Raw genomic sequence first — 24,259 nt, 5'->3', positions numbered from 1 at the left:
CCGAAAGGTTCCTTGGTGGCTATCTGGCAACCTCTTTTTGCAAATCTTGCCGCCTCCGCAGTCATGCTGGTCGCCTGGAGTTCTGTCGGCGACTTCGTGGCACGGTTGAACCAGACACGCCAACGGCTGCTGTTTGGCGCTGTCATGACCGCAGGCACCATCGGCTCGATGATGATGGCCTTCGAGGCGTCCCCCGGCGTCTACAATGATTTTCGTGGGCCATTCATCGCCGTGACAGGCTTTTTCGGCGGCGTGCCCGCCGCCGTCGTGGCGGCCGGGGCGGCTTTGATATATCGCCTCTATCTCGGCGGAGCAGTCTTTTCGGGCGTTCTGAGCATCATGCTTGCGACGACCATTGGGTTGGTTGGTTATGCTCTGCGTGGATCCCGGCGCATCCGATACCTGGACCTCATACTCCTGGCTGCCGTGGTGGCGTCCTTCAGTTCCTTGATTGTGCTAACGCTGCCCGTGGAAAAGCAGGCTGTTTTGCTATCGCAGCTTTGGCAGCGTGTTTTGCTGGCGTTTGTCGCCACTCTTCTTCTGGGCGTTCTGCTTTTCCAGGAAATGAAGCGTCGCGAGCTGTCCGTCGCCAACCAGCTTTTTCGGTCCATGGTCGACGCCTTGCCGGATTGTCTGAACATCAAGGATGTCGACGGCCGGTTTCTGGCAGCAAATCCGGCCACCGCAAAACTGATGGGAGCGGCGAGCGCGGACGATCTCCTCGGCAAGACCGATTTCGATTTCTTTCCGCCAGACCTCGCAAAACGGTTTCGTGATGACGAACTGGCGGTGCTTGGGGAGGGGAGGCATGCCACCATCGAGCAGCCAGGCATTTTTCCCGATGGCTCGACAGGTTGGCTGTCGACTTTGAAGGCGCCGATGACGAACGATCTGGGCGATGTCATCGGGCTGATCACGCACAATCGCGACGTCACGTTGCGAAAGACGTTGCAGACAAAGCTCGAAGAGACCCAGGCCTATTTGGATCAGGCGCTTGAGAACATGAATGATGGCCTGGCCATGTACGATCCAGATGGCATCATTCTGTTCTGCAACAACCGCTACCGGGAATTGTTTCCTCTCACGGCCGATCTCAGGGTGCCGGGTGTCAGCTTCGCCGATATCATTCGAGCGTCGGTCAAACTTGGCGAGGAGCCGCTTGGTCCTCGCAAAAGCCTGGAGGATCATCTTGCTGAAAAACTTGCAACGCTCCGCCATGACGGTGAGAAGCTGATCGAACTTGGTGATGGCAGAACACTTGCCTTGCGCACCAAGGTCATGGCCAATGGCTGCACGGTGCAGACAATCTCGGATGTAACGGAGCGACGGAGTTTCGAGAAGAGTCTCGAGCACCAGGCGCTGCATGATCCTCTCACCGGCTTGCCAAACCGCGCATTATTCAACCGCGAACTCGACAGGTTGGTCGACAAAGCGCGAGCGGAGGGCGGCGAGCTTGTCGTCATGCTTCTCGACCTCGACCGCTTCAAGGAAGTCAACGATAATTTCGGACATGCGGTGGGAGACATTCTTCTGGTCGAGATTGCACGACGTCTCGAGAAAGCAATCAGGCGCGGTGACCTGGTTGCGAGACTGGGTGGCGATGAATTCGCCGTGCTGATGTATGGTCCCACGGATGGGACCGGCGACATCAGCCTGGCGACGCGGATCATGAAGAACCTGGCGCAGCCGCTGAAGATGGACGATGTTACCCTGCTTCCCGGCGGAACCATCGGTTATACCGTCTTTCCGAGGGATCAGGCTGACTCGGAAGGGCTGCTCAGGAATGCCGACAAAGCGCTCTATCAGGCCAAGGCAAGAGGCCGAGGCACCTGGAAGGCCTATGAACCGGGTGCCGTTGCGGTGAACGCCGCTCGACGTGGGTAGCGACGCGCTATAAGGGCGCGGCGATCATCAGTTGCATCAGCAACTCCGAAGCGACTACTGCATCCGATCGAAATCAGCCAGCCGGAAGACCAGCCCGCGCGAGTATTTCTGGGGCCGGCGTGATATGTCCGTGCGGTTTGCAGTAGCTTGGGTCGATTGCCCGATAGCCAAGCAGATTGGCGAGCGGCGCCAGGATTCCCAGCGCCACTCGCTGGATCGCGGGCGGCGGCCGGGTGAAGACGATCACGTCGGCAAATTCCCTGGCGATGATTGCCGCCTGAAGCGGCGACGGTCTGCCTTTGCTGTCCACCTTGCCAGCATTGGCCAGTCCGAAGAGCATGCCGATCAGCAGCTCGAAACGGTTCGGGTCAATGTGGTCGGCGCCGTGCGCCCGGTCGACTTCGACCAGGACCTGCGCTTCTTCGGTCTTGCTGCTGTTCCACCAATCATGTGCGACGCCTGGCTCCACCGTGGCGGATTGGCCAGGCCCCAGAGAGAAGGTCTTGCCGGCGATGCGCGCGTCGAGCCGGCCGCTGAAGACGGTGAACCGTTCGATCATGTTCGGGTGGAAGTGCTCGCCGACCACCGCGGCCCCCGGCTGAGCGGTCAAATGAGCGATGCCTGGCCCCTGGCCACGGTCCTCGGTGCCACGCAGGACCACGGCAAATTCGCCGGTCACCTTGTTCTCGTAGACATCCCCACAGCGTGACATGGATCAGCCAGTCGTTTCGGAGCACCAGCCGTCAAAGGCAAGCACCTCGGTGCTAACTCGCACCATACGGCCAAACGGGCTGGTATTTCAACGACCGCTCAAGGAGGCGATCGCTAAACCGCCTGTTCTGGTTTCTTCCATCCCCCGCGCAGTTCCGACTTCAGCGAACGTGCTTGGGCGGTCGTGCATGGGGAAACGGCACGATCGTCACTGGCGCCTTCCGGAATTCGGCGATGGCTATTTCCTCGATCAGGACATCCAGTGCCAGGCTGACGCGCTGGCTTGTTTCGTCGATGCCGCAGAGACGGTTTTGCGCGCACTCCAACAGCTCGCGCGCTGCAGCGAAGTCGCTTCGCATGACAACACCCATTGGTTCTCCCATTGGTTTGGCCGCCGCATGGATATTGTCCGCGCGCTAAATTGAGCGATTGCTAATATACACAGGAGAAGTTTAATCGAATGGCATTGAATGGCGCTGAATCGAACCGTCAGCAGTCCTCCTTCGCCAAGGCTTCGGAGGACACTCCTTCGTCTAGCAAGCCCCGGGTGGCCTGCCACCCGAAGCTCGAAGAGCGAAGGGTGGTGCCCCCGGACGGGATCGAACCGCCGACCTTCGGTTTACAAAACCGCTGCTCTACCAGCTGAGCTACAAGGGCACGGCGCTCCGGTAGCATATTTGCTGCGCCAGTAAAGACAAAACTCCATTTTCGGTTATCGGCCCCGGTGCATCGGCTGCCGGAGAGGGCATCCTGAAAACGGCCCATTCGCTTCCTATATCAGCGGAAGGTGCAATCGCTTGCGCGAGGGTGTCGCATGATCAGACTCATCATCATTCTGCCGCTCGTCGTGGTGGCCTGGCTTCTCCTGGTCAAGCTCATCAAGGACGTGAAGAACGCCAATATCGACTGGACCGGGGTTACCACCATCGTCGGCTTCATCGCGCTCGCCTTCTGGCTGCGCCACATCACCGGCATGGGCTGAAGCGGTGAAAGAGTGAGTAGTCAGTAGTGAATCGCAATGCGTCATGGCACGGCTCTCACTATTCGCTGCTCATTCAAAAACCTTGCCGCGAAAAATCTCCAGTACCCCGAACCTTTTGCCGCGCCGCGACGACTGATCTCCGGAGGCGAATGGTCGCCTCGATCAAAAAGGAGATCATCATGCTCAAGCGCACTCTTACGTCAGGCCTCGTCGCCATCTTCGTTGCCACCGGCGCGCTCGCCGGCACCGTCCAGTCCTCGTCGGCCCACGGCAACCATCATCATCACAAGCACCATCACCACAAGCATCATCACAAGAAGCATCACGGCAAGCACTACTGGTGGTGGCATCAGCACCACAAGCACGGCAAGGTGATCATCTTCCTTTGATCAGGTGGCCCGGTCCGAGAAAGGGCGGCTTCGGCCGCCCTTTTTGCTTCCGGGGTGGCGCTTGCCGCGAGCGGTCAGCGGCAACTCTGGCGACTTGATTTCGTCCGGCTGAGAAAAACCGAAAAAACCTTCGAACCTTTTTCCTTGCCGAAACGACTGATGGTCAAGGGGCGGATGGATCGCCTCTCGCAACGAAGCAAGGAGATCATCATGCGCACTTTCATTTCAGGCCTCATCGCCACCTCCGTCGTCGCCGCCATGCTGGCCGGCACCGTCCAGCCTTCGGCAGCCCATGGCAGTCATCATCACAGGAGACACCTTGGCATCGGCATCGCCGCCGGCGTCGGCGGCTTCCTGCTCGGCACGGCGCTCGCCCAGCCGCGCACCGTCTATATCGAGGAGGAGGGCGGTTCCTGGCATGTCCGCCGCTGCCTCGATCGCTACCAGAGCTACGATCCCTACACCGACACCTATGTCGGCTACGACGGCTATCGCCGCTATTGCCGGCTCTGAGAGGAGGTGGATCGTTTCAGGCAAGGGAAGAAGGGGCACCCACTGCCCCTTTTTCGGCTGTCTGGGTTGCAAAGTTGAACCCGGCACCGCGACCGGTTCCAGCGGGGGCTGTACAGGGATTTTTCGACAGCTTAGTCTGGCGGTGAAGCCACCAAGGGGGAGGGACGCTTGGACGAGCACGAACCCAAGGAAGAGCGGATCGAGACGCTTTTCCGCAACGGCACGGTCACCACCGTCGGCATCCTGCTGGCCTTCTCGCTGGGCTTCATCACGCATTGGGCCGCCAACCCGATCCCTTGGGAAATCTATCACCTGGCAGCCGTCGTGCCGATTTTGATCGGCATTGCCTTGCAGATACGAGCGCTGCGGTTGCTGCTCGACTTAACGTCTCTACAGCGACGCGTCTATGAACGCGCCAACCGCATCTTCATCACCGGCCTCATCTTCACCGCCTGCGGAGTTGGGCTGGCGATGCTGCTTGATTTCTACGACCTATCGACCAAGAGCGCGGTGCCCGGGGCCTAAAGCGCGTCGCATTTGACCGGACTCATGCGCCGCGCTTTAGGTTGTTGTTTTTTATGCATATCGTTATCGCAAAACCGCTGCACACTTTTGCGCGACATGCATTTAGCTCCGACCATCCTGACAGATGTCGCACCATTCGGCGCCGGTCAGCGCTGCCATGCGCTCGACGCCGATCTTTACCGCTGCATTGGTTGCGCCGGCCGCCGGCACGACCTGATCATAGGTGCGCAGCGATACGTCGCAATAGACCGGCAATGGCGAGGCGAGGCCGAAGGGGCAGACGCCGCCAACCGGATGGCCGGTGATCTCAGTCACCTGCTCGGCATCGAGCATGCGCGGCTTGCCGCCGAATGCATCGCGCGATTTGCGGTTGTCGATGCGCGCATCGCCACGGGCGACGACCAGCATGACCCTGTCACCAACGCGCAGGCAGATGGTCTTGGCGATCTGCCCCGGCTCGACGCCATGCGCCTCGGCAGCAAGCGCCACGGTCGCCGAGCTTGTCGGCGTTTCGATCACCTCGATATCGGGGGCATGTTCGGCGAAGAAGGCTTTGACGGACTGGAGGCTCATGCGTCTTTTCGGCTTGCGGAAGATGGACGCAGACTTGGCTGTTGCTGGACGCGTGTCAAGGTGAGCGCGCAGCGCCGATCTCGAAGAGTGAGCCCGGTCCGCCAGCGCGGCTTTGTGATGAAGGGGGCGGCTGGCCGCCGATCATCCTGGTTATTTCCGTTGCGGCTTCGCGCACCAGCGGGCCGATCTCGGCCAATCGCTCCGGCGTCACCCGCACCGTCGGCCCCGAGACTGAAACGCCGCCGATCGGCTCGCCGAACTCGTTGAAGATGACGGCGGCCACGCAGCGCATGCCCGGGTGCCGCTCCTCATCGTCGACCGACCAGCCGCGCAGCTTGATCCTCACCAGGTCGTGCGCCAGCGCCGAGATGTCGGAAAGCGTGTTTTCGGTGAAGCGCTCCAGCCCGGCCTTGCGCAGGATGGTGGCGACACGTTCGGGGTCGAGATGCGCCAGCACCGCCTTGCCGATACCCGACGCATGGAAGGAACTGCGCGTGCCCGGCCGGAAGAAGGCGCGGATCGCCTGATGCGTCTCGACCTGGCTGACGAAGACGACGCAATCGTCCTCGGCGACGCCGAGATTGGCGGTCTCGCCGGTCTTCTCCATCAGTTCCTGCATGACGATGCGGGCGCGATCGACCAGCTTGCGGCGGCGCAGGAACGCCGCGCCCATGCGGTAGGTCTCGACTCCGATCGACCAGAGCTGGTCGGTGCCGTCGAATTCGACCATGCCGTGGTTTTCCAGCGTCGTCAGCATGCGATAGGCGGTGGACGCCGCCAGGCCGGAACTGGCGGCGATCTCGCTCAGCGACAGGCCGCTGCCTTCGGCGACGATGGCAAGGATGCGCAGCGCCCGGTCAAGCGACTGCACGGAGGTGGCCTCGGCGGGGCCATTGAAGGAGCGCGGCCGGCCACGCTGACGTTTTTCGCTCGTTTCCATGGTGCCATTGTCGCCAAATCCCGCGAAACACGCAATGAAAAAGTTTTTCATTAGCCAGAGAGGTCGACTTCTGGAAAACGAAAAGCGCAATAAAATCAGCATATAGCGTCATTTTTCTAGAAATGAAAAAATATTCTGAAAAAATTGAAAAATGGCGGGAATGCTGCCATTCTTTGCCATCAACACATTTGCGGAGGCTTGCTATGGCCAGGATGCGCGCTGTCGACGCTGCGGTTCTCGTTCTCGAAAAGGAAGGCATTTCCTGTGCCTTTGGTGTGCCCGGTGCGGCGATAAACCCGCTTTATTCGGCGCTGAAGGCAAGGGGCTCGATCCGCCATATCCTCGCCCGTCATGTCGAGGCCGCTTCGCATATGGCCGAAGGCTATACGCGGGCCAAAGCAGGCAATATCGGCCTGTGCATCGGCACCTCCGGACCGGCCGGCACCGACATGATCACCGGGCTCTATTCGGCCGCGGCGGATTCGATTCCCATCCTCTGCATCACCGGCCAGGCGCCGCGGGCGCGGCTGAACAAGGAGGATTTCCAGGCCGTCGACATCGCCGCGATCGCAGCACCCGTCGCCAAATGGGCCGTTACCGTCATGGAGCCCTATCTGGTGCCGATGGCGCTGCAGAAGGCGTTCCACCTGATGCGCTCATCGCGCCCGGGACCGGTCCTCGTCGATCTGCCGGTCGACGTGCAACTCGCCGAGATCGAGTTCGACATCGATGCCTATGAGCCGTTGGCGCCGTTCAAGCCAGCAATGACGCGTGCCCAGGCCGAAAAGGCGCTGACGATGCTCAACGCGGCCGAAAAGCCGCTGATCGTCGCCGGTGGCGGTATCATCAATGCCGACGCGTCCGATCTCTTGATCGAATTCGCCGAGATTACCGGCGTGCCGGTTATTCCGACGCTGATGGGCTGGGGCGCGATTCCCGACGACCACCGGCTGATGGCCGGCATGTGCGGATTGCAGACCTCGCACCGCTACGGCAATGCGACAATGCTCGAAGCCGATTTCGTCTTCGGCATCGGCAACCGCTGGGCCAACCGTCACACCGGTTCGGTCGACGTCTACACCAAGGGGAAGAAATTCATCCATGTCGACATCGAGCCCACGCAAATAGGCCGTGTCTTCGCGCCGGATCTCGGCGTCGTCTCGGATGCGGGCGCTGCACTGAAGATGCTGCTCGACGTTGCCACCGAATGGAAGACGGCGGGCAAGCTGCGCGACTGGTCGGGCTGGGCGAAGGAATGCCAGGGCCGCAAGAGGACGATGAAACGCAAGACGCATTTCGACCAGGTGCCGCTGAAGCCGCAGCGCGTCTATGAGGAGATGAACAAGGCGTTCGGTCGCGACACCACCTATGTCACCACGATCGGCCTCTCGCAGATCGCCGGCGCGCAATTCCTGCATGTTTACAAGCCGCGCAACTGGATCAATTGCGGCCAGGCCGGCCCTCTCGGCTGGACGCTGCCGGCGGCGCTCGGTGTCCGCGCCGCCGACCCGGACCGTACCATCGTGGCGCTGTCCGGCGACTATGATTTCCAGTTCATGATCGAGGAACTGGCCGCCGGCGCGCAGCACAAACTGCCTTACATCCACGTCGTCGTGAACAATGCCTATCTCGGCCTGATCCGCCAGGCGCAGCGTGGCTTTTCGATGGATTTCGAGGTCAGCCTTGCCTTCGAGAATGTCAACCGTAAGGACGATCCCGAGGCCGGCTATGGCGTTGACCATATCGCCGTCGCCGAGGCGATGGGCTGCAAGGCGGTCAGGGTGCGCAAGCCGGAAGAGTTCGCCGGCGCCTTCAAGCAGGCGCAGCGGCTGATGAAGGAATATCAGGTTCCGGTCGTGCTGGAATTCATCCTCGAACGCGTCACCAACATTTCGATGGGCACGGAAATCGACAAGATCACCGAGTTCGAGGAACTTGCCGAAAGCCACGAGGATGCGCCGACAGCGATCGTTCTCTTGGATTAAGCTCGGCGAGAACAGGGAGAAAAAGAATGCCGCGTTTTTCAGCCAATCTTTCGATGCTCTTTGGCGAGCACGATTTCCTCGATCGCTTCGAGGCGGCCGCCCGCGCCGGTTTCAAGGGCGTCGAATATATCGGCCCTTATGACCATGCACCCGAGGTTGTTGCCGCCCGGCTTAAGAAGAACGGCCTCAGCCAAGTGCTGTTCAACCTGCCGCTTGGCGACTGGGGCAAGGGTGAGCGCGGCATCGCCCTGCTGCCGGATCGTGTGCCGGAATTCCGGCAAGGCGTCGCCAAGGCGATTACTTACGCACATGCACTGGGCTGCGAGCAGGTCAACTGCCTCGCCGGCATCGCACCGCAGGGCGCCGACCGTATGGTGCTGGAAAACGTCTTTGCGGAGAACCTCGCTTTCGCGGCCGAGAAGCTGGAACAGGCCGGCATCAGGCTGTTGATCGAGCCGGTCAACACGCGCGACATTCCGGGCTTTTTTCTCAACCACTCGGACCAGGCATTGGCACTGATCGACCGCATCGGATCGAAAAACCTGTTCCTGCAATACGACATCTATCACATGCAGATCATGGAGGGGGATCTCGCCCGTACCATCGAAGCAAACCTCGGCCGCATCGCCCATATCCAGCTTGCGGACAATCCCGGCCGCCACGAGCCGGGGACGGGCGAGATCAACTATCCCTTCCTCTACGAGCATATCGACCGCATCGGCTATTCCGGCTGGATCGGCGCGGAATACAAGCCGAAGGCGGGCACCGAGGCAGGGCTTGGGTGGTTCAGGGAGTTGGCCGGGCAGGGGAGCGCGGCGGCATAGCACCCCAGGCCCCTTCACACAGTTACTTGGAGAAACAACAATGGAAACCATCGGCTTCATCGGCTTCGGCATCATGGGCGCGCCGATGGCGGGGCACTTGCTGGATGCCGGCTATCCCATCGTCGCCAGCGGCCATCGCTCGAAGCCGCCGGCCGATCTCATTGCCAAGGGCCTCAGGACCGTCACCGGCCATGATGCCGTGGCCAAAGCCGCCGACATCATCATCACCATGGTTCCCGATACGCCGCAGGTGGCCGAAGTGCTGTTCGGTGACAACGGCGTTGCGTCCGGGCTGACCAAGGGCAAGCTGGTGATCGACATGAGCTCGATCTCGCCGATCGAGACCAAGGTTTTTGCCAAGAAGATCAACGATCTGGGCTGCGACTATCTCGATGCGCCGGTGTCGGGCGGCGAGGTCGGCGCCAAGGCTGCCTCGCTAACCATCATGGTCGGCGGCGAGGAGAAGGCCTTCGAACGCGCCAAGCCCGTCTTCGAAAAGATGGGCAAGAACATCACCTTGGTTGGCCCGAACGGCGTCGGGCAGACCACCAAGGTCGCCAACCAGATCGTCGTCGCGCTGACCATCGAGGCCGTCGCCGAAGCCCTTGTTTTTGCGTCAAAAGCCGGTGCAGACCCGGCCAAGGTGCGTCAGGCACTGATGGGCGGATTGGCGGCCTCGCGCATCCTTGAAGTGCATGGTGAGCGCATGGTCAAGCGCACATTCGCGCCCGGCTTCCGCATCGAGCTGCACCAGAAGGATCTTAATCTCGCGCTGGAAGGGGCAAAGGCGCTTGGCGTAGCACTACCCAACACCTCGACGACGCAGCAACTGTTCAACTCCTGTGCGGCCAAAGGTGGCGCCAAGGAGGATCATTCGGCACTGGTGAGGGCGCTGGAGCGGATGGCGGGGCATGAAGTGGGTGAATGTGGGTGAATAGTGAATAGGAAGGCGTCCTAACCATTCACCATTGACTATTCACCATTCACTCTTTCAAAAACTTCCTTGCCGCATACAGGCTCACCGCTGCCGCATTCGACACGTTGAGCGAGCGGATGGCGCCGGGCATGTCGAGGCGGGCGAGTGTCGTCACCGTTTCGCGAGTCTTCTGGCGCAGGCCCTTGCCTTCCGCGCCTAGCACCAGTGCGATCTTGTCGCCGGAAAAGCTCTTTTCGAGTTCCGCCGGTCCGTCCGAATCGAGCCCGATGGTCTGGAAGCCGGCTTCGTGCAACTGGCCAAGCGCATCGGCGAGGTTCTTCACCTCGATCTGATCGATATGCTCCAGCGCGCCAGAGGCCGATTTCGCCAGCACGCCGGATTCCTGCGGGCTGTGGCGTGCCGTAGTGATCAGCGCGCCGGCGCCGAAAGCCACAGCCGAGCGCAGGATCGCGCCGACATTGTGCGGATCGGTGACCTGGTCGAGCACCAGCACCAGGCGGGTGTCGCCGAGCGCATCCAGGCGCTTCGGCTTCAGCGGCTCGGCCTCGACCAGCACGCCCTGATGCACGGCATCCGAACCGGTGATCCTGTCGATATCCCTGGGCTCGACCAGCTCGGCCTTGAAGGGCAAGGCGGCAAGGTCGGCGATCGCCAGCCGCTCGGCCGCGTTGCGCGTCACCAGCATGCTTCTGATCTTGCGGCGCGGATTGTCGAGCGCCGCCCGCACCGTGTGCAGGCCGTAGAGCCGCACCAGCCCGTCGCCAACGCTCTCGCCCGGCGGCACCGGTTGACGCGGCCGGAACGCCGGGGCGCCGGCCTTCTCGTCGCGATGGGCGCGGCGCAGCTTGGCGTAGTGGGTGTCTTTCGGGGTGCCGGTCTTGTTGCTCATGGCTGGCTTCTATAACCGCCTCTTTCGGCTAAGGATATGGCACGTCGCCTCGGATGCTGGACAACAGCGAAAAAGCCTGGCTGCGCGGTTGACACCCAATGGCCTTGCCGCCATAAGGCGCTTCGCTGATTTCGGAGAAAACCAGAGATTTCCTCCCTGATCGGCGAGAATGCCTCGTTGCAAGGCTTCGACGGCAGGCTGGAGAGGTGCCCGAGTGGTTAAAGGGGACGGACTGTAAATCCGTTGGCTTAGCCTACGTTGGTTCGAATCCAACCCTCTCCACCACTGCCAGCCCGTAGGCCTTGAAATGATGCGGGTATAGCTCAGTGGTAGAGCAGCAGCCTTCCAAGCTGAATATGCGGGTTCGATTCCCGCTACCCGCTCCAAATATCTCTTTGAAATCGCTAACAAAATCGCTTTCCTGAAAATGCGCCGTGTCACTGCGTGTCACTGCCGTGTCACGACCGCAGTTTGGCCCTGGCGTCGGCGACCTTGCGGTTGTTGTCGAGATCGCCGTTTCGCACATAGCCTTGCGTGGTCTTGGCCGTCGTGTGCCCGGCCATCTTGCGCGCCGATTCGAGGTCGGTGGCGATCTCGGCTTCTGAAATCGCGCCGGCTCTTGTGTCCATCGACCAGATGCTTTCGGGCACCTTCGCCGCGGTGGCGATCTCGCGCCAGTCGGTGGCGTAATAGTTTTCCCGATAGGGCAGGCTGGTGACTTCCGAGACGACCAGCGGGCCGAAGGCCGGCAGTTTTATGCGCTTCAGCACCATCTGCACCAAAGGGCATTTGCTGAGATCGTGCTCGGTCGCCGCCTTGTTCTTGGCCGTGATCGGCACCGTCAGGACGTGATCGGCGGAGATGTCGGCCACCGTCAGGCCGCGCCACTTGGTGTTGCCGCGCACGATGCCGCCGGCGTCGCCGTCAGCGAGCGGAAGCCATTCGCCGATAATGTGGATGCGGCGCAGCGCCGTGTCCCACTGCAGGGCCTGCGTCAGCGCGATCGACGGCCGGTTCTTCCTGATCGCCATGGCGCAGACCAGCAGTGCATGCCGGTATTCCATCTTGACGCGGCGCGGCTCCGGCGTCGCGAACTCCATCAGCGACAGTATCTCGCGTGCCTGGGCGCAGCCGGCCAGGCGTTCGGTGGTGCCGAAGGACAGCACCGAGCGCAGCTTGCGGATGGCGCCGTGCGCCCGGCGCGCGCGGCCCTTGCTGCCCCATTGCTCGAACCAGCGGCGGAAGTCGGAACCGACCAGGTTGGCTATCCGCCGCTTGCCGACCGTGTCGCGGATGAGCTTCAGCGACGGATCATAGTCGCGGATCCTGGTCGCGTGCTTCAGCGCCTTGTAGGGCGATTGCGGGTGCGTCCGGTAGACCATGACGGCCGAGGCGACCGAGCCGTCATATTCGGCACTCTTGCCCCGGTGGTCGAGGTCCGCCAGCAGCTCGTCGGTCCATGTGCGGCAAAGCTTCGCCACCGCGTCGTCAGGTGTGGCGAGTTCGGGATGCGCGATCATGGCGCCGGCGATGGCTTCGTCCGTGATCGGGCGCGGTTCGAGCGCACCAGGCGCGCTTTTGCAGGCGCGCTGCGGCACCCAGTAATGGGCGCGGCTGCCGTCCGCCCTTGGCCGGTATTTGTAGCCCGGCCGGTCCTTTCTCTGTTCAGTCACCGAAGTTTTCCTCTCCATCCACGGCGGCGGGAGTGCCGCCGATGCGCGGATGAGAGTCCAAACCGGCGCGCCGGTCAAAGAAAACTTCGACCGAACGGCGATCGGTCTTGTTGACCAGCGCGTCGCGCGGCGGAAAAAACCGGGTGGCGCGAAGGCGATCGAGCGCCCGCTCGGACAGGCCGAACCATTGCCGCAGCTCCTGGTCGGTCATGAAGCGAGGCACGATTCGGCCGTCGTCGATCACGGCTTGTCCCCGCGATTGGCGATTTCGAGCAGCACGTCGGCGTGGCATGGCGCATCCAGCTTGCACCAGCATGCGAGGTTCTTGCCGCGCAGATCACGCTGGATAAGGCGAAAGGCAGGTGGAGGCCCTTTTGGCCTCGGTAGAAACGCTGCTATAAGTTCGTTGACCTTGCCGCCCGTCAGCCACCGGCGGAAGAGGTCAACTGAGGCTGTAGCTCGGTCAATCCGGTCTTCGCCGTCAAGCCCAAGCGGGACACATTCCATCGCTACGCCTTCGCTGTCGGCGACGAATGGATTTCCCCATTTCGTGCTGCGATCAACCTTCACCGTGTTCTGCGGCATGCGCCAGCCCTTGCGGCGCGAAAGCTGGATGCGCTTCGGGCTCAAAGCAGCTTCCTTTGCGATCGGGCAGGGCGGGAGCAATCCTCGCAGGTGTGATGCCATTCGCCGGCGACCTTGGTGATGACGAAGCCTTCGCGGCGCGCGTCGGACACCATCACGTCGAACTCGTCGGCCTGATAGGTTCGGGTCTGCGATGCGCCGCATTCGCAGACGATCTGCTGGCGGCCGGCGTGCTTCTCGATCATGGCTGCACCGCATCATCCAGGATGCCCTTCATCGTCCGGTCGTAGCCAACCTTCATATGGTTGAGCATCTGGCGGCGGACCTCGGGCATGCCCTTTGCTGTGAAAGCCTGGGCGTTGACGGTGGCCAGCGCCGAACCGATGGCGCTCCATAGCTCGATGACAACCTGATTTGGTGGCATCTCGAAGCGGGTTTCGGCGGTGTTCGCAGCCTCGATCATGCCGACCGATACGCGCTCGAAACAGAATGCCCACACCTTCTGTTCAACGGTCAGAAAAGACTGGTCCTGACTCCAGTCGACCACTTCCTTGAATTGCTCATAGCCGCGCGCAAAGCCCGGTTCGAGCACATCGCTGAGTGAGCGCTGCTTTGGCATCTTCGGCATCAAGCGCTCCCGCCAAGCGTTTGCGGGCGCGTGACCTCCACTGCAACGTCGTCGTTATCCTCGCTGGCCGCCCAGCGAACGCGATCGATGATGCTGCCAAGGATGTCCTCGCCCTCGTCGCCCGAGAAACCGCGTGCCAGGTTCTCGACCATGTTGCCGATCACCCGACAGCCGCCATCCAGCAGGATGTCGGCGCTGGTTCCGGCATTCATCTCATCGGCAACGAAGAGAGCGAACCGGATAAGGACTTCGCTGGCTCGGGCCTGACAGGCCAGAACAGGATGCGCAGTGGCCTGATCAGCGCAGATGGCGCCAAAGGTTTCGCGCAACCGCTTCTCGAAGGCGTCGCGATCGATGTGGCCGTTGAAATGGTCAGCCATTGCCGTCACCCCGCTTCGGCTTGATCGAGAAGTCGGTGCGGCGCTCGTCGAGATAGGCGGTGCCGCTCTCCTTCATGGCGTCGTCGATGACCTTCATCGCCGCGGCGTGGTTTTCGGCACCGAAGAACATCATCTTCACCGGCACGCCGACCCTGGTCAGGTCGAAATGGTGCGTCTTGCCGTCCTTCATGTACTCCCATGCGCCGGACGGAACGCCGACGAGCAATATCGGAACGCCGTCACCCTGGCCGGTCGGGGACACTGCAAAGACCAGCTTCTCTTCGAGGTTTCCCATCAGCTGCCTACTTTCTCTTGGGTGCCCTGCCAGACGAACTCGCCATCCTGGCCGACGGGAAAGTGCACCCGGCAGGCGCAACAGAACGTGCCACTGTAGAAGTGCGGGTCGCGGGCATAGGTCTCCGCCAGGGACTGCCCCATGGTGGTGTCGCTGCCGCATTTGAGGTGTGTATAGGTGCGCCGCACCGGCCGGACGAAGCCCTTGGCGCGTTCTTCCTCGGCGAGCACGACATAGGCTTTCTGCTGGCCGGTCGCGGGATTGATCTCGCGATGGTCGGGCGTGACCGGCGACCCATCGGTCAGCGTCTTGCGCGGGGTGTCAGCCATTGTTCTGATCCTTGTTCCTTTCGGCGGCGAAGCGTTCGATGGCGCGGTGAATGCTTGCCTCGCACAGGCCGGATGCGACGGCCGGCGCCAGTTCGTAGTGGCGGTGTAGAACTTCCATCATCCCGAACTGGCAGCTCTCGAAGAGCACCATCAGTTCGGAATAGGTCGCGCCGCCTTTGATGGCGGGGCCGATGACGTCGCGGACGAATCGACCGGACAGGAGATCGTGGAGTTCACTCGCCCTGCTCATGGCCGTTCGCCTTTCAGCACCGGGCCGAGCGCCCCGAGCTGGTCGGCGGTGAAGTCGTTCTGCCGTGTCACGCATGCGGCGAGTAGCAGTGCGCCGATAGTCAGGGTGGCGACCATCAGGGCGATCAGCACGCCATGGGCGCGCTCGCGCTCCTGGCCGGCCTCGGCGCAGTCGTCGCCGCACATGCATTCGGGAAAGCGGTGGCAGACGAGACGCATGCTGCCGTCCGGCGGCACGCTCATCGGCTCAAGGTCGAACGTGTGCTCGAGGTGGTCGAGCGGGGCACGGTCGGCCACCTCGCGCGTCGCCGATCGGTTGAGCCGCGCGTTCATCAGCGCAAGATATTGATGGCGCCGACGATCGCGGCGAGCACGATGAAGGCGATCAGCAGTCGCGCGGGAAAATCCCACTGCGGCCTCGTCGGACAAAGCAGATGCTGGTCGGCGGGACTGTCGAACATTTGCTCGATGCGGTCGAGGCGATGGTGTGTGTTCATGACGGTATCCCCATCCAACAGGTGCAGAAGGTCAGGCCGAACATCAGGCTGACGGCGAAGGCGAGCGTGGTCGGCGGATATTTGTCGTCGCCGGCGAGCTTCACCTTGGTGATGATGCCGATGCGCCGGCGCTCGGCGATCTTTCTGGCCTCGATTGCGGTTTCGGCGTCGACTTGGACCTTGGTCCCGTCGGCATAGTGAATGCGGAACGTCGGCATCAGCGTTGCTCCTGAAGTTCAGCGAGGATTTGCGACGGCTTGCGGCCGGCCTTGAGTTGCAAGGCGACCCAGTTGAACACCTTGGGGTCGGCCTCGGCCAAAGTGATGAGGCGTTCAGCGACCGACCGCATGGCAGTCAGCCCTGCTGGCGGACGGCGCGGGAGCGGGCGAGGTTGGACGCCTCCGGGCCGTGCTGGTCGATCTGTTCAAGGGTGAAGTCGGAATGCTCGAACAGCGATTCCTTGGTGACGGCGGTGCCGTTCATGCCCATTTCGAGCATCTTGTCGGCCATGCGCTCGACAACTTGACGTTCGACGGGCGGCGGCGTGGTCAACGCGCCGATGGGCGGATGCGGCTGATAATTGATCATTGGTCGGCCTCCATCGCGAGATTGCGAATGGTGGCAAACTTAAGTGTGGCTTAATTTTAAGTCAAGCTGAAAATCAGTGACACTGAAAATCCTGGCTCGGCCGCGCTAGGGGCGTTTCTTGGTCGAGCGCCTGGCTACGATGTCCACGGCCTCCGCGGCAAGGCCAAGCAGCTTCGCGCGTTCCTCGGCATTGAGCTTGACCAGGAAGGGCTGGAGGAGTCCGGCAAGCTGCAGCAGGTCGGAATCGAATGTTCGCTCCAGCCTTTCGATGATTTCGCGATTGAGACTGTTGCGCCCTCGCGCGGCTTGCAACTGCGCCTTCAACTCTGGCGGCAATCTAAGATGGAAGCTGGGCGGATCGGGCTGTGACATGCCCGACTTATGGCCGAAACAGGATGGTACTGAAATCGTTCCAGTTTGGACGAAAGCGGCACTATTCATCCCCGCTATTCACAGGCGATTGTTACAGGTTGAAATATTCTGTTAATGCGTCGCGAAGGGTTGTACTCGTACCAAATTGAGACACAAGCCGATCCAAAAAATGACGTTGACAGGCGAACAGGAAATGGTTCCTATTTCCCTGCCGCTCGGGACGGGAAGGAAGCCATGATCACGTACTCGCCGCGCGAAAGGCTGCGTAACGAAGAGACCGTCGGGAAGTTACGGGATCTGATTTCCGGCGTCTGGCCCATGGACCCGGCAAAGCGGATCGAACGCGACGCCGCGTCAATCGCTACTGCGATGGCGTCGATACATGGCGGGACGTGGCGGGTTCAGATCGATCATCTCGCAGGGCTTGTTGTGATTGTGCGGCATTAGCCTGCTGGAATCCCTCGATGACTGAAAGAAGCGCGGTGATGTTTTCCGGCTTCAAACCTTCGATCCGCCCAAGCACTTTGCGCACCTCGTCGGCGCCGCGTATCGGCAAGGCGTCGACCTTGCCAGGTTCCCACAAGAGAAGATCGCCCGGCCGGCAATCCAGCGCCCGCGCAAGCGCCACCAGGGTCGAATCGCTAAATCCCTGTTTTCCGTTCTCAAGCTGAGAAATCGACGAGGCCGTCAGGTTGACCTTCTCGGCGAGGGTTTCCTGATTGAAGCCGCGATACTTTCGCCATTCGCGGAAGAAATAGGTCGGCGGCGCTTCATCTGATGGGTTCTGTGCCATGCTGAAATTATTGCGCATCTGCTAAAATGGCTCCATTCGGCCATGCTGAAAAAATAAGCTTGACTGAAATTCAGTGTGGCTTAAGTTACGCCGCATGGAGAAGTTGCTAACATTCCTCGATGAAGAACGCGGGCGGCGCATCGCGCTGGCTGCTCATCTTGGTATTTCGCCTTCAGCGATTTCGATGTGGACCCGTGTCCCGACCGACCACCTCGGCAAAATCGAAGACTTCACAGGTATCCCTCGCGACCAGCTGCGCCCTGACATCTTCGGGGTCGCCGCATGACACATCTCCTCGCCGCCGGCGATTTCACCGACCGCCTGGTCCCCCGTTATCCCACCGCTCCCTCCCAGGAGACGCGGCCTGCCGCCGAAGCTGAAACTCTCCCGGCTTCGGCGGCATTTTCTCATTTCACCGAATCCTGTCCGGTTTCGCCCCCCGTTGACGGACAGGATCTGACCGCGCCGGCTCCCCCCGCCAAGGAATGTGCCGGCGCGGTCAGCGTCTCTCGCATCAGCGACGCGATTCATTTGCCCGACCACGCCATGGTGCTGGTGCGGGCGATCTCCGCCTATGAGAACTGCAGCAACGAACACGCCGTGATGCTGGCGCTCGCCAGCTATGGCAAAAGCATCGGCGCAGGTCCGCTGGCGCGTGCGATTTTCGATCTCAGCGATGAGGGCGGACCATGAGAACATCTTGCTGCGGGCCTCCGTGAAGTGACGCTCGCACACTGAATCCGAATTCTCTTTCCCGCCATGGGAAACGACGCCGGGATTTCCCGGCGCGGGAAACCTTTTGTGCCGAGGAGGCCGACATCATGGTTCCGAATGCGAATGCCCGCCATTTCCTGCTCAAGGCCAAGCAGCGCGACCTGATCGCCGCTGCCGGCGGAATCGAACGCGCCGCCGATGTCTGCTCCTACGGCAAGTCGACGGTCGGCCGCTGGGCCAACACCGACAGCCCGGAACTGATGCCGCTCGACGCGATCTTCGCGCTCGAGGAGGAGACCGGGCGCTTCGACATGAGCGAGGCGATCGGATCGGCTCGCGGCCGGCGCTTTGCCGACGTCGAGGCTGTCGCCGCCAATGGATCGGTGATGTCCGCGCATGCCGAGACGGTGGTGCGCATGGGCGAACTGATGACCGAAGGCGCGCTCGCCTTCGCCGACGGGCAACTGACGCCGGCCGAAAGCTCCCGGATCGATCGCGCGCTGTCCAAAGTCGAGGCCGGCATCGGCGACTATCGCAAGATCCTTGCCGGCGCGAAGGCATCCGGCGGGCTGAAGGTGGTCGGCGAGTGATGGCGTCGAACCTTTCCAGCGGCTACACGCCAGAAGAGATCGACGCGATTGCCTTATGGCTGCGCGACGGCCAATCGGCTGCCGCTATCGCCAACCGCCTGTCCAAGCAGCGAAAGGCGCCCGTCTCGCGCAATGCCATCATCGGCGTTGTCCATCGCAACAAGCGGCTTGCCGCGATCGGATTGAGCGGAGGATCCGGCCAGCCGGTGAAGGGCTCGACAGGGCCGCGCGCGCCCTCGGTGCCTCGGATGCAGAAGCCTGTCCAGCATCTGCGCGCCGGCAACATCCGCGGCAAGAAAGAGGGCAGGGCACACGATCCTGTGTTCTCTGCGCCCGCACCGAAGCCTGTCGACGACGGCATCAGCCCACACGTCTATGACGCGACCGCGCGGCACGTTCCGCTTGTCGACCTCCGCAATGGCGAGTGCCGCTTCGCGGTAAATGATGCCGCTCTCGGCGAACAGCATCTGTTCTGCGGCAAGGCTGCCGGCTTCGGCTCCTACTGCCCGCACCATGCGCGCCGTGCCGGCGTGCGGCCTGTCTTCATCGCGGAGGCGGCATGAACCAGCGGCACGACGGACTTTCATGCCTGGCGTGCGCCAAGTCGATCCCCGAAGGCACGCCGACCTATCCTGACGTGTCGGGAACTCTCTGCGCGGAATGCGCGCCAACCTACGCAATGCTTTTGGAAGAAACTGAGCCATGTGGCTTCGTCAACCTGGACGATGAAAGCCCGCTGTCGGCCGATCGCCGGCGCGAAATCTACGACGCTCACATAGCAGCCGGCGGCAAGCCGAGCGACAGCATGGCGAGGGTCGACTGATGACCCTGCTGCTCACGCGCCGCGAGATCATCCGCGCCAAGATCGCCGCGAACATCCAGATCGTCGACACCGGGTATGAGACACCCTGCCATCTCTGGGTCGGGCCGGATTCCGGCGCAGGCCGTGGCGGCGATTATCCGCGCATGACACTGGACGGGCAGACGGTCGCCGTTCACCGCGTCAGCTTCACCAACGAACACGGTTACATCCCCGGAAAGAAGCAGCTCGATCACAAGTGCCGCACGCGCCGCTGCGTGCGCGACGATCATCTGGAGATGGTGACCCATAAGCAAAACCAGAAGCGCCGCGACCAGGCGCGCGGCGTCGTTGCCAAGCGCAAACGCCGGCGGAAGGCGGTGGCGAAGTGAGCGACTTGTTGCCGCATCCGCTGGCCGAACTGTTTCCGATGCTGCCGGAGGCAGAGATCGCGCTGCTGGCCGACGACATCTGCACCAACGGGCTTAACCATCCGATCGTGCTTTACGAGGGCAAGATCCTCGACGGTCGCAACCGGCTTGCCGCCTGCGAGTTCGGCCAGCTTGAGCCGTCCTTCGTCGACTATGCAGGCGATGATCCGCTCGGCTTCGTGCTGTCAGAAAACCTGCGGCGCCGACACCTGACCGAAAGCCAGCGGGCCATGGTGGCGGCGCAGATCGTCGACTGGGAAGTCGGCTTCAACCAGCATTCCGGGGGTGCAAATTTGCCCGCCCACAAGGCGGCCGAAAGGCTGTCGATTTCCGAGCGGGCGGTGAAGGCGGCCAAGCGCATCCGCGACCATGGCGCTGTCGAACTGGTGCAGGCGATCCGCGACGGCCGGGTCTCTGTGCATGCCGGCGAGGCGCTGTCCGACCTAGCGCTGGAAGCGCAGCGCGAGGTGCTGGCGCGTGAAGAAAAGCAGATCGTGGCACGGGCGAAAGAGATCCGCGCCGAACGGCAGCGGTTGCGCCACACGGTGCGCGTCGCGCATCTCGACATGGTTGCCACGCGCGGACAGGCGACGGCGCCGGTGTGGTGGAAGGCGGGCCAGAGCGGACCGACCTATCCGATCATTTATGCCGATCCGCCGTGGAAGTTCCTTGTCCATTCGGAAGTGACCGGGCGTGAGAAGAGCGCGGAAAATCATTATCCGACGATGGACCTGCCGGCGATCCTCGAGCTCGGCAGCCCGGCGGCGAAGAACGCCGCGCTGTTCCTGTGGGTGACCGACCTCGCCAACGGCCTGGCGTGCATGCAGGCATGGGGCTTTGCGTTCAAATCGTTCTGGGGCTGGGAGAAGCAATATCCCGGCCGACAACTCGGGACCGGCTACTGGTCGTTCGACAATCTGGAACTGCTGCTGATCGGCACGCGCGGCGACTTTCCGGCGCCGCTGCCCGGCACGCAACCGCAGAAGCTGACCGCGCATCCCGTCGCCGAGCACAGCGCAAAGCCGGACTTCTTCGCCGAGCAGATCGAGAGGCTTTGGCCCGGCGTGCCGCGGCTGGAGATGTTCTGCCGCTCGCCGCGCCCCGGCTGGGATGCGTGGGGGTTTGAGACGGGTGAGGCTGAGCAGCAGGTTCCGAAAGAGGCATGGGATGCCCTGGAGGCTGCTGAAAAGAGCCTTGCCAGGTTGAAGCGCGGCCGACCGCGCAAGGCGGTGCCGGCATGAGCACGCTAGAACGGAATTTCATCCTCGAGTTCGGTTTCCAAGAAAACAGAGAGCCAATCAACCTCGTTTTCCGCGCGGGGCTCTTCGCCTTTGATGAAGTAATTGCCCGACTCTCTGAGGTCTCCAAGCTCATACTTGCCCTCAAAAACAGAGTTCGAAAAATTGCAGTTCTCGAAGGTGTGCGAGGTAAAAAGTTTTTTGTACACACGCTTTATCTCGCACGCGACAAAGGTACATCGCGAAAAGCTATTGTCGAGAACGCCTACCTTTCCGAACGACACATTGAGGTCGTTGAACATCCACTTTGTCTTAGAATCTTTTTCTTGGCTCCAGAAAGTATCCGGGTCGATTCTACCGCGCTGATACACTACCCGGCGAACACCGAAGACCGGCAACCAAGCATCACTCAGGGTAGCCACATCGTCCTCCGGATACGAAAAAGTAAGCGATCTTCCGGCACGGCGGCCCAATTTGGCACCGGCGTACAGGGCACCCGAAGCCGCTTGAAACACCGCAGATCTGTGGCTTTCAGGAAACTCGGACTGGATGAAGTCCGCCACGAGGTTCATGGCCTCGATCGAGAATTTTGGATTGGGCGATGTGATAACGGCTTGGAGTGTCGCTATGCCAGCGTTTGCATAGCCCGGCTTGGCATCAGCCAGCAATTCTGCGCCTTTTTGAAGAAGTGTTGCGAGATTATTCTCCTCGGTTACGGCGATTTGCGCGGAGAGTTTGTCCAGTTGTTTGCGCTGGGCATCAACCTGCTGCGTTGCCAACAGACCGCGCCAGACAACCGTGCAAAATGTTATCAAGCCGGCGCCTATCAGTCCAAGTTTGTATACTATATCGATGCGGATACCGATTGCGGCGGTGTCCCCCGCAAACAATGCGATCAGCGTCCCGATAGCCACGCTGAAAAAGACCAGAACAGCGACGATGACCGCGATCTGAAACCAAAGATCGTCGCGGCGCAACATTTCATCGAACTTATTCATTATGCCCTCCCCAGCCGAAACATAAGTAGTTCGCTCGGGAATTGCCAAGGCCTTTATTCTGCGGAGGCCGCATGACCTCCGATCCCTCCATCCTCGGCGCCATGGCGCGCCTGCGCAAGGCGCTGGAAAAGCGCATGCGCATGGACGATCGCGCCGAAGAGCTAGAGCGGCGCGAAGGCGGACGGCCGATCCGTTCCGGCACTCTGGCCGCGTATGACACCGCGCTGCTCGGCCGGAAGCTGCGGCCGATGCTGGAGTTCGACGGGCGCGGCTGGCGCGCTCTGGCCGACGAGATCGGCGTGACCTCGCCGGACCTGTCGCGTGTCATGGCCGGGCAGGACATCGCGGCGGGCAAGGTGTTCGCCATCTGCGACTGGGCTGGGCTCGATGCCCGCGCCTTCTATCGGCCGCCGCTCGGCGCGCCGCCACCGCGTAAGCGCCCTCGCCAGACGGGGCGGTCGCCGCGCGTGTTTCACGGGAAAAGCACTGAAACAGGGGTTCGGGCATGACGCATTCGAACGATGCGCTCGACCCTTTCGTGCGCCGCATGCGCGATGCGGAAAGCGATGCCGCACGCGCGGCGGTGCTGCTGGAAGCTCCGGTGTTCACGCTGATGCGCTGGCGCCAGGTGTTCGACCTGCACTGCCGCCGCGCCGCGTTCGGCGAAGGAGCCGACTATCTGGCGGCGCTGGCCGAAACGCTCTCAAAACCGCGTCATCGCGGCAACCTCACCGGCACCATGCCGATGGCGGGCGCGCATTCGACGCTGCTGAACGTGCTCGACGGGGGAGGTGGATCATGACCGTTGCCGTTTCCCGTCGCACCGTCACGCCGCCGGCCTTGCATATCGCCTTGCCGGGGGCGCTGGCCGAAGAAGTGCGCGATCTTGCCGAGCGGCGCGGCGACCACGCGCCGGCGATGGTTGCCGCGCTGATGCGGCGGCTGATCGACGGCGAGATGATCGACAGCCTGCTGGCGCCACTGGCCGATGCGCCGGAGCCGGAGCCTGTCGGGCAGGGCCGCATGACCTTCCAGAACGTGCCCGGCACGCTGACCGAGCTGCAATGCGGCGTGATCTATGTGCTTGGCTTCCATGCCGAGCAGGATGGCGTGTTCCGGATGCCGGCAACCAAGATCGGGATGATCCTTGGCAAAAGCTCCGAAAAGCATGTCGCCACGATCCTGCCGGTGCTTGAGGCGCGCGAGCTCGTCGAATGCGTCGGCGGCCGTAAGGACGTCGTGCTGGGCGGGCCGACGGTGCGCCACTGGAAGCTGACCTGGCGCGGGCAATCGGTGTTTCGCCAACTGACGGAAGAGCGCGAATGAACGCCGCCGCCCTCTCGCCCGATGCCGTGCGGCTGAAGGCCGTGCGCGAAGCCCTGGCGGCGATCGAGCCGGCGGTGTGGTCGCGCGTGCATGGGAGCGATGGCGCCTTCGTGGAATCGCGCGGCGAGATGGGCGAACTGTTCGTTCTGGCGCGCTTCGATGAGGCGACGGTCGACGAGATCGACTTCATCTGCAACGCGCCGGACACGATGCGGTTCATGCTGCGGCTGTTCGATGCCGCATGCTTCACGATCCGCCAGTTGAAGGGCCTCCCTGAGCCGCGCCAGCACAATCAGGCGGCGGGCGAGCCGGCGGCGACCGACTTCAAGAACTTTGCCGCCGAATGCGCCATGAAGTGCCACGAGCCGGCGTTCAAGCTGTTCTTGGCAGAGGCGCACGGGCTGGAAAAGCCGCTGACCGACGAGCGCGCCGCGCAAAAGGTGCGCTCGCTGCTCGGCGTGCAATCGCGAAAAGAACTGAACGATGGCGGACGGGCCAGCGAGGCGTGGAAAGCGCTGCGCGCGAGCTTTTCCGCATGGCGTAGGGCGGGACGATGAGAGTGCTGAGCCGCGCAGATGGTGGCAATCCCCATCTTTCACCAAATAGAATTAGATCTGGGGGT

General features: G+C 62.0%; 41 protein-coding genes and 3 tRNA genes. 21 read left to right on the top strand and 23 right to left on the bottom strand.

Features of this window, described 5'->3' with window-relative positions; translation table 11 throughout:
- Window positions 1-15: 15 nt before the first annotated feature.
- Window positions 16-1,884 carry a diguanylate cyclase domain-containing protein gene (locus OHD62_RS17615; protein ID WP_263784137.1) on the top strand — a complete coding sequence of 623 codons (1,869 nt, stop codon included), beginning with the start codon at window positions 16-18 and terminating at the stop codon, window positions 1,882-1,884.
- Window positions 1,885-1,957: 73 nt separating this feature from the next.
- On the opposite strand, the gene OHD62_RS17610 is transcribed toward OHD62_RS17615, so the two are convergent.
- From OHD62_RS17610 to OHD62_RS17600, 3 genes are all read right to left on the bottom strand, one after another.
- The gene (locus OHD62_RS17610) at window positions 1,958-2,596 is read right to left on the bottom strand and encodes a cupin domain-containing protein (RefSeq protein WP_263784136.1); all 639 of its coding nucleotides are present in this window, start codon (window positions 2,594-2,596) and stop codon (window positions 1,958-1,960) included.
- Between the two features lie 160 nt (window positions 2,597-2,756).
- Window positions 2,757-2,966 carry a hypothetical protein gene (locus tag OHD62_RS17605; RefSeq protein ID WP_318528635.1) on the bottom strand — a complete coding sequence of 70 codons (210 nt, stop codon included), beginning with the start codon at window positions 2,964-2,966 and terminating at the stop codon, window positions 2,757-2,759.
- A gap of 210 nt (window positions 2,967-3,176) precedes the next feature.
- Window positions 3,177-3,252 (bottom strand) — tRNA-Thr (locus OHD62_RS17600).
- A 157-nt stretch (window positions 3,253-3,409) separates the two neighbouring features.
- Between OHD62_RS17600 and OHD62_RS17595 the strand changes: the two genes are divergently transcribed.
- The 4 genes from OHD62_RS17595 (at window position 3,410) to OHD62_RS17580 (ending at window position 5,004) form a co-directional block, all read left to right on the top strand.
- A complete protein-coding gene (locus tag OHD62_RS17595; RefSeq protein ID WP_263784135.1) occupies window positions 3,410-3,577 on the top strand; it encodes a hypothetical protein in 168 nt (55 codons plus the stop codon).
- A gap of 179 nt (window positions 3,578-3,756) precedes the next feature.
- Window positions 3,757-3,966, top strand: a complete 210-nt coding sequence (locus OHD62_RS17590) for a hypothetical protein (RefSeq protein ID WP_263784133.1) — start codon at window positions 3,757-3,759, stop codon at window positions 3,964-3,966.
- 210 nt (window positions 3,967-4,176) lie between these two features.
- Window positions 4,177-4,479 (top strand): BA14K family protein, encoded by a 303-nt coding sequence (locus tag OHD62_RS17585; RefSeq protein WP_263784132.1) that lies wholly within the window; start codon window positions 4,177-4,179, stop codon window positions 4,477-4,479.
- 168 nt (window positions 4,480-4,647) lie between these two features.
- Window positions 4,648-5,004, top strand: a complete 357-nt coding sequence (locus OHD62_RS17580) for a hypothetical protein (protein ID WP_263784131.1) — start codon at window positions 4,648-4,650, stop codon at window positions 5,002-5,004.
- A 102-nt stretch (window positions 5,005-5,106) separates the two neighbouring features.
- On the opposite strand, the gene OHD62_RS17575 is transcribed toward OHD62_RS17580, so the two are convergent.
- Window positions 5,107-5,577 carry a YbaK/EbsC family protein gene (locus OHD62_RS17575; RefSeq protein ID WP_263784130.1) on the bottom strand — a complete coding sequence of 157 codons (471 nt, stop codon included), beginning with the start codon at window positions 5,575-5,577 and terminating at the stop codon, window positions 5,107-5,109.
- Window positions 5,578-5,632: 55 nt separating this feature from the next.
- The gene (bhcR, locus tag OHD62_RS17570; RefSeq protein ID WP_263784129.1) at window positions 5,633-6,517 is read right to left on the bottom strand and encodes an HTH-type transcriptional regulator BhcR; all 885 of its coding nucleotides are present in this window, start codon (window positions 6,515-6,517) and stop codon (window positions 5,633-5,635) included.
- A 203-nt stretch (window positions 6,518-6,720) separates the two neighbouring features.
- Between bhcR and gcl the strand changes: the two genes are divergently transcribed.
- Genes gcl through OHD62_RS17555 form a run of 3 tightly spaced genes read left to right on the top strand, consistent with a single transcriptional unit; the run spans window position 6,721 to window position 10,260 of the window.
- Complete coding sequence (gene gcl / locus OHD62_RS17565; RefSeq protein WP_263784128.1) at window positions 6,721-8,502, top strand: glyoxylate carboligase; 1,782 nt, start codon at window positions 6,721-6,723, stop codon at window positions 8,500-8,502.
- Window positions 8,503-8,528: 26 nt separating this feature from the next.
- A complete protein-coding gene (otnI, locus tag OHD62_RS17560) occupies window positions 8,529-9,326 on the top strand; it encodes a 2-oxo-tetronate isomerase (RefSeq protein WP_263784127.1) in 798 nt (265 codons plus the stop codon).
- A 40-nt stretch (window positions 9,327-9,366) separates the two neighbouring features.
- Entirely contained in the window at window positions 9,367-10,260 is an 894-nt protein-coding gene (locus OHD62_RS17555; protein ID WP_263784126.1) for a 2-hydroxy-3-oxopropionate reductase, read from the top strand.
- 49 nt (window positions 10,261-10,309) lie between these two features.
- On the opposite strand, the gene OHD62_RS17550 is transcribed toward OHD62_RS17555, so the two are convergent.
- On the bottom strand, window positions 10,310-11,152 hold the full coding sequence (locus tag OHD62_RS17550) for a TrmH family RNA methyltransferase (protein ID WP_263784125.1): 843 nt from the start codon (window positions 11,150-11,152) through the stop codon (window positions 10,310-10,312).
- A 200-nt stretch (window positions 11,153-11,352) separates the two neighbouring features.
- On the opposite strand from OHD62_RS17550, the gene OHD62_RS17545 reads away from it, so the two are divergent.
- Window positions 11,353-11,437 (top strand) — tRNA-Tyr (locus OHD62_RS17545).
- A 27-nt stretch (window positions 11,438-11,464) separates the two neighbouring features.
- Window positions 11,465-11,538 (top strand) — tRNA-Gly (locus tag OHD62_RS17540).
- A 72-nt stretch (window positions 11,539-11,610) separates the two neighbouring features.
- Here OHD62_RS17540 and OHD62_RS17535 read toward each other — a convergent pair.
- The 16 genes from OHD62_RS17535 to OHD62_RS17460 all read right to left on the bottom strand — a co-directional run bounded on the left by OHD62_RS17535 (window position 11,611) and on the right by OHD62_RS17460 (window position 17,559).
- On the bottom strand, window positions 11,611-12,825 hold the full coding sequence (locus OHD62_RS17535; RefSeq protein ID WP_263784124.1) for an integrase: 1,215 nt from the start codon (window positions 12,823-12,825) through the stop codon (window positions 11,611-11,613).
- Window positions 12,818-13,069 (bottom strand): hypothetical protein, encoded by a 252-nt coding sequence (locus tag OHD62_RS17530; protein WP_263784123.1) that lies wholly within the window; start codon window positions 13,067-13,069, stop codon window positions 12,818-12,820. The genes OHD62_RS17535 and OHD62_RS17530 overlap by 8 nt, the downstream gene beginning before the upstream one ends.
- The gene (locus tag OHD62_RS17525; protein ID WP_263784122.1) at window positions 13,066-13,512 is read right to left on the bottom strand and encodes a DUF4326 domain-containing protein; all 447 of its coding nucleotides are present in this window, start codon (window positions 13,510-13,512) and stop codon (window positions 13,066-13,068) included. Before OHD62_RS17525 ends, OHD62_RS17530 begins: the two co-directional genes overlap by 4 nt.
- Window positions 13,452-13,655: a hypothetical protein gene (locus tag OHD62_RS17520; protein ID WP_263784121.1), complete on the bottom strand. Its 204-nt coding sequence runs from the start codon at window positions 13,653-13,655 to the stop codon at window positions 13,452-13,454. Before OHD62_RS17520 ends, OHD62_RS17525 begins: the two co-directional genes overlap by 61 nt.
- Window positions 13,652-14,041, bottom strand: a complete 390-nt coding sequence (locus OHD62_RS17515; RefSeq protein ID WP_263784120.1) for a hypothetical protein — start codon at window positions 14,039-14,041, stop codon at window positions 13,652-13,654. Before OHD62_RS17515 ends, OHD62_RS17520 begins: the two co-directional genes overlap by 4 nt.
- On the bottom strand, window positions 14,038-14,418 hold the full coding sequence (locus OHD62_RS17510; protein ID WP_263784119.1) for a hypothetical protein: 381 nt from the start codon (window positions 14,416-14,418) through the stop codon (window positions 14,038-14,040). The genes OHD62_RS17515 and OHD62_RS17510 overlap by 4 nt, the downstream gene beginning before the upstream one ends.
- Complete coding sequence (locus tag OHD62_RS17505) at window positions 14,411-14,713, bottom strand: hypothetical protein (protein ID WP_263784118.1); 303 nt, start codon at window positions 14,711-14,713, stop codon at window positions 14,411-14,413. The genes OHD62_RS17510 and OHD62_RS17505 overlap by 8 nt, the downstream gene beginning before the upstream one ends.
- A complete protein-coding gene (locus OHD62_RS17500; protein ID WP_263784117.1) occupies window positions 14,713-15,042 on the bottom strand; it encodes a hypothetical protein in 330 nt (109 codons plus the stop codon). Before OHD62_RS17500 ends, OHD62_RS17505 begins: the two co-directional genes overlap by 1 nt.
- Entirely contained in the window at window positions 15,035-15,292 is a 258-nt protein-coding gene (locus OHD62_RS17495) for a hypothetical protein (protein WP_263784116.1), read from the bottom strand. The genes OHD62_RS17500 and OHD62_RS17495 overlap by 8 nt, the downstream gene beginning before the upstream one ends.
- Complete coding sequence (locus OHD62_RS17490; protein WP_263784115.1) at window positions 15,289-15,624, bottom strand: hypothetical protein; 336 nt, start codon at window positions 15,622-15,624, stop codon at window positions 15,289-15,291. The genes OHD62_RS17495 and OHD62_RS17490 overlap by 4 nt, the downstream gene beginning before the upstream one ends.
- On the bottom strand, window positions 15,624-15,788 hold the full coding sequence (locus OHD62_RS17485; RefSeq protein WP_263784114.1) for a hypothetical protein: 165 nt from the start codon (window positions 15,786-15,788) through the stop codon (window positions 15,624-15,626). The genes OHD62_RS17490 and OHD62_RS17485 overlap by 1 nt, the downstream gene beginning before the upstream one ends.
- Window positions 15,785-16,006, bottom strand: a complete 222-nt coding sequence (locus OHD62_RS17480) for a hypothetical protein (protein WP_263784113.1) — start codon at window positions 16,004-16,006, stop codon at window positions 15,785-15,787. The genes OHD62_RS17485 and OHD62_RS17480 overlap by 4 nt, the downstream gene beginning before the upstream one ends.
- On the bottom strand, window positions 16,006-16,137 hold the full coding sequence (locus OHD62_RS17475; protein ID WP_263784112.1) for a hypothetical protein: 132 nt from the start codon (window positions 16,135-16,137) through the stop codon (window positions 16,006-16,008). Before OHD62_RS17475 ends, OHD62_RS17480 begins: the two co-directional genes overlap by 1 nt.
- A gap of 5 nt (window positions 16,138-16,142) precedes the next feature.
- Window positions 16,143-16,376, bottom strand: a complete 234-nt coding sequence (locus tag OHD62_RS17470) for a hypothetical protein (RefSeq protein ID WP_263784111.1) — start codon at window positions 16,374-16,376, stop codon at window positions 16,143-16,145.
- A 105-nt stretch (window positions 16,377-16,481) separates the two neighbouring features.
- Entirely contained in the window at window positions 16,482-16,748 is a 267-nt protein-coding gene (locus OHD62_RS17465; protein ID WP_263784110.1) for a hypothetical protein, read from the bottom strand.
- A gap of 361 nt (window positions 16,749-17,109) precedes the next feature.
- Window positions 17,110-17,559: a helix-turn-helix domain-containing protein gene (locus OHD62_RS17460; protein WP_263784109.1), complete on the bottom strand. Its 450-nt coding sequence runs from the start codon at window positions 17,557-17,559 to the stop codon at window positions 17,110-17,112.
- Between the two features lie 76 nt (window positions 17,560-17,635).
- Between OHD62_RS17460 and OHD62_RS17455 the strand changes: the two genes are divergently transcribed.
- From OHD62_RS17455 to OHD62_RS17425, 7 genes are all read left to right on the top strand, one after another.
- Window positions 17,636-17,827, top strand: coding sequence for a helix-turn-helix domain-containing protein (locus OHD62_RS17455; protein WP_263784108.1), 192 nt, complete (start codon window positions 17,636-17,638; stop codon window positions 17,825-17,827).
- Window positions 17,824-18,234, top strand: coding sequence for a hypothetical protein (locus tag OHD62_RS17450; protein WP_263784107.1), 411 nt, complete (start codon window positions 17,824-17,826; stop codon window positions 18,232-18,234). The genes OHD62_RS17455 and OHD62_RS17450 overlap by 4 nt, the downstream gene beginning before the upstream one ends.
- 128 nt (window positions 18,235-18,362) lie before the next feature.
- Window positions 18,363-18,845 (top strand): hypothetical protein, encoded by a 483-nt coding sequence (locus tag OHD62_RS17445; RefSeq protein WP_263784106.1) that lies wholly within the window; start codon window positions 18,363-18,365, stop codon window positions 18,843-18,845.
- Complete coding sequence (locus tag OHD62_RS17440) at window positions 18,845-19,408, top strand: GcrA family cell cycle regulator (protein WP_263784105.1); 564 nt, start codon at window positions 18,845-18,847, stop codon at window positions 19,406-19,408. Before OHD62_RS17445 ends, OHD62_RS17440 begins: the two co-directional genes overlap by 1 nt.
- Entirely contained in the window at window positions 19,405-19,668 is a 264-nt protein-coding gene (locus OHD62_RS17435) for a hypothetical protein (protein ID WP_263784104.1), read from the top strand. The genes OHD62_RS17440 and OHD62_RS17435 overlap by 4 nt, the downstream gene beginning before the upstream one ends.
- Before the next feature lie 8 nt (window positions 19,669-19,676).
- Window positions 19,677-20,036, top strand: a complete 360-nt coding sequence (locus OHD62_RS17430; RefSeq protein ID WP_263786703.1) for an HNH endonuclease signature motif containing protein — start codon at window positions 19,677-19,679, stop codon at window positions 20,034-20,036.
- A gap of 38 nt (window positions 20,037-20,074) precedes the next feature.
- Entirely contained in the window at window positions 20,075-21,316 is a 1,242-nt protein-coding gene (locus OHD62_RS17425; RefSeq protein WP_412177399.1) for an MT-A70 family methyltransferase, read from the top strand.
- 5 nt (window positions 21,317-21,321) lie between these two features.
- Here OHD62_RS17425 and OHD62_RS17420 read toward each other — a convergent pair whose 3' ends face one another.
- On the bottom strand, window positions 21,322-22,311 hold the full coding sequence (locus tag OHD62_RS17420) for a hypothetical protein (RefSeq protein ID WP_263784102.1): 990 nt from the start codon (window positions 22,309-22,311) through the stop codon (window positions 21,322-21,324).
- A gap of 71 nt (window positions 22,312-22,382) precedes the next feature.
- On the opposite strand from OHD62_RS17420, the gene OHD62_RS17415 reads away from it, so the two are divergent.
- From OHD62_RS17415 to OHD62_RS17400, 4 genes are read left to right on the top strand one after another with little or no spacing between them, the layout of a single operon-like run.
- Entirely contained in the window at window positions 22,383-22,820 is a 438-nt protein-coding gene (locus OHD62_RS17415; RefSeq protein ID WP_263784101.1) for a hypothetical protein, read from the top strand.
- Entirely contained in the window at window positions 22,817-23,113 is a 297-nt protein-coding gene (locus OHD62_RS17410; protein ID WP_263784100.1) for a hypothetical protein, read from the top strand. Before OHD62_RS17415 ends, OHD62_RS17410 begins: the two co-directional genes overlap by 4 nt.
- The gene (locus OHD62_RS17405) at window positions 23,110-23,637 is read left to right on the top strand and encodes a hypothetical protein (protein ID WP_263784099.1); all 528 of its coding nucleotides are present in this window, start codon (window positions 23,110-23,112) and stop codon (window positions 23,635-23,637) included. Before OHD62_RS17410 ends, OHD62_RS17405 begins: the two co-directional genes overlap by 4 nt.
- Window positions 23,634-24,194, top strand: coding sequence for a hypothetical protein (locus OHD62_RS17400; protein WP_263784098.1), 561 nt, complete (start codon window positions 23,634-23,636; stop codon window positions 24,192-24,194). Before OHD62_RS17405 ends, OHD62_RS17400 begins: the two co-directional genes overlap by 4 nt.
- Window positions 24,195-24,259 lie beyond the last annotated feature (65 nt).

The sequence above is a fragment of the Mesorhizobium sp. YC-39 genome (assembly GCF_025753795.1).
Lineage (GTDB): Bacteria > Pseudomonadota > Alphaproteobacteria > Rhizobiales > Rhizobiaceae > Mesorhizobium.
The sequence above is the reverse complement of the archived record's forward strand: the minus strand, read 5'-3'. Positions and strand labels throughout refer to the sequence as shown.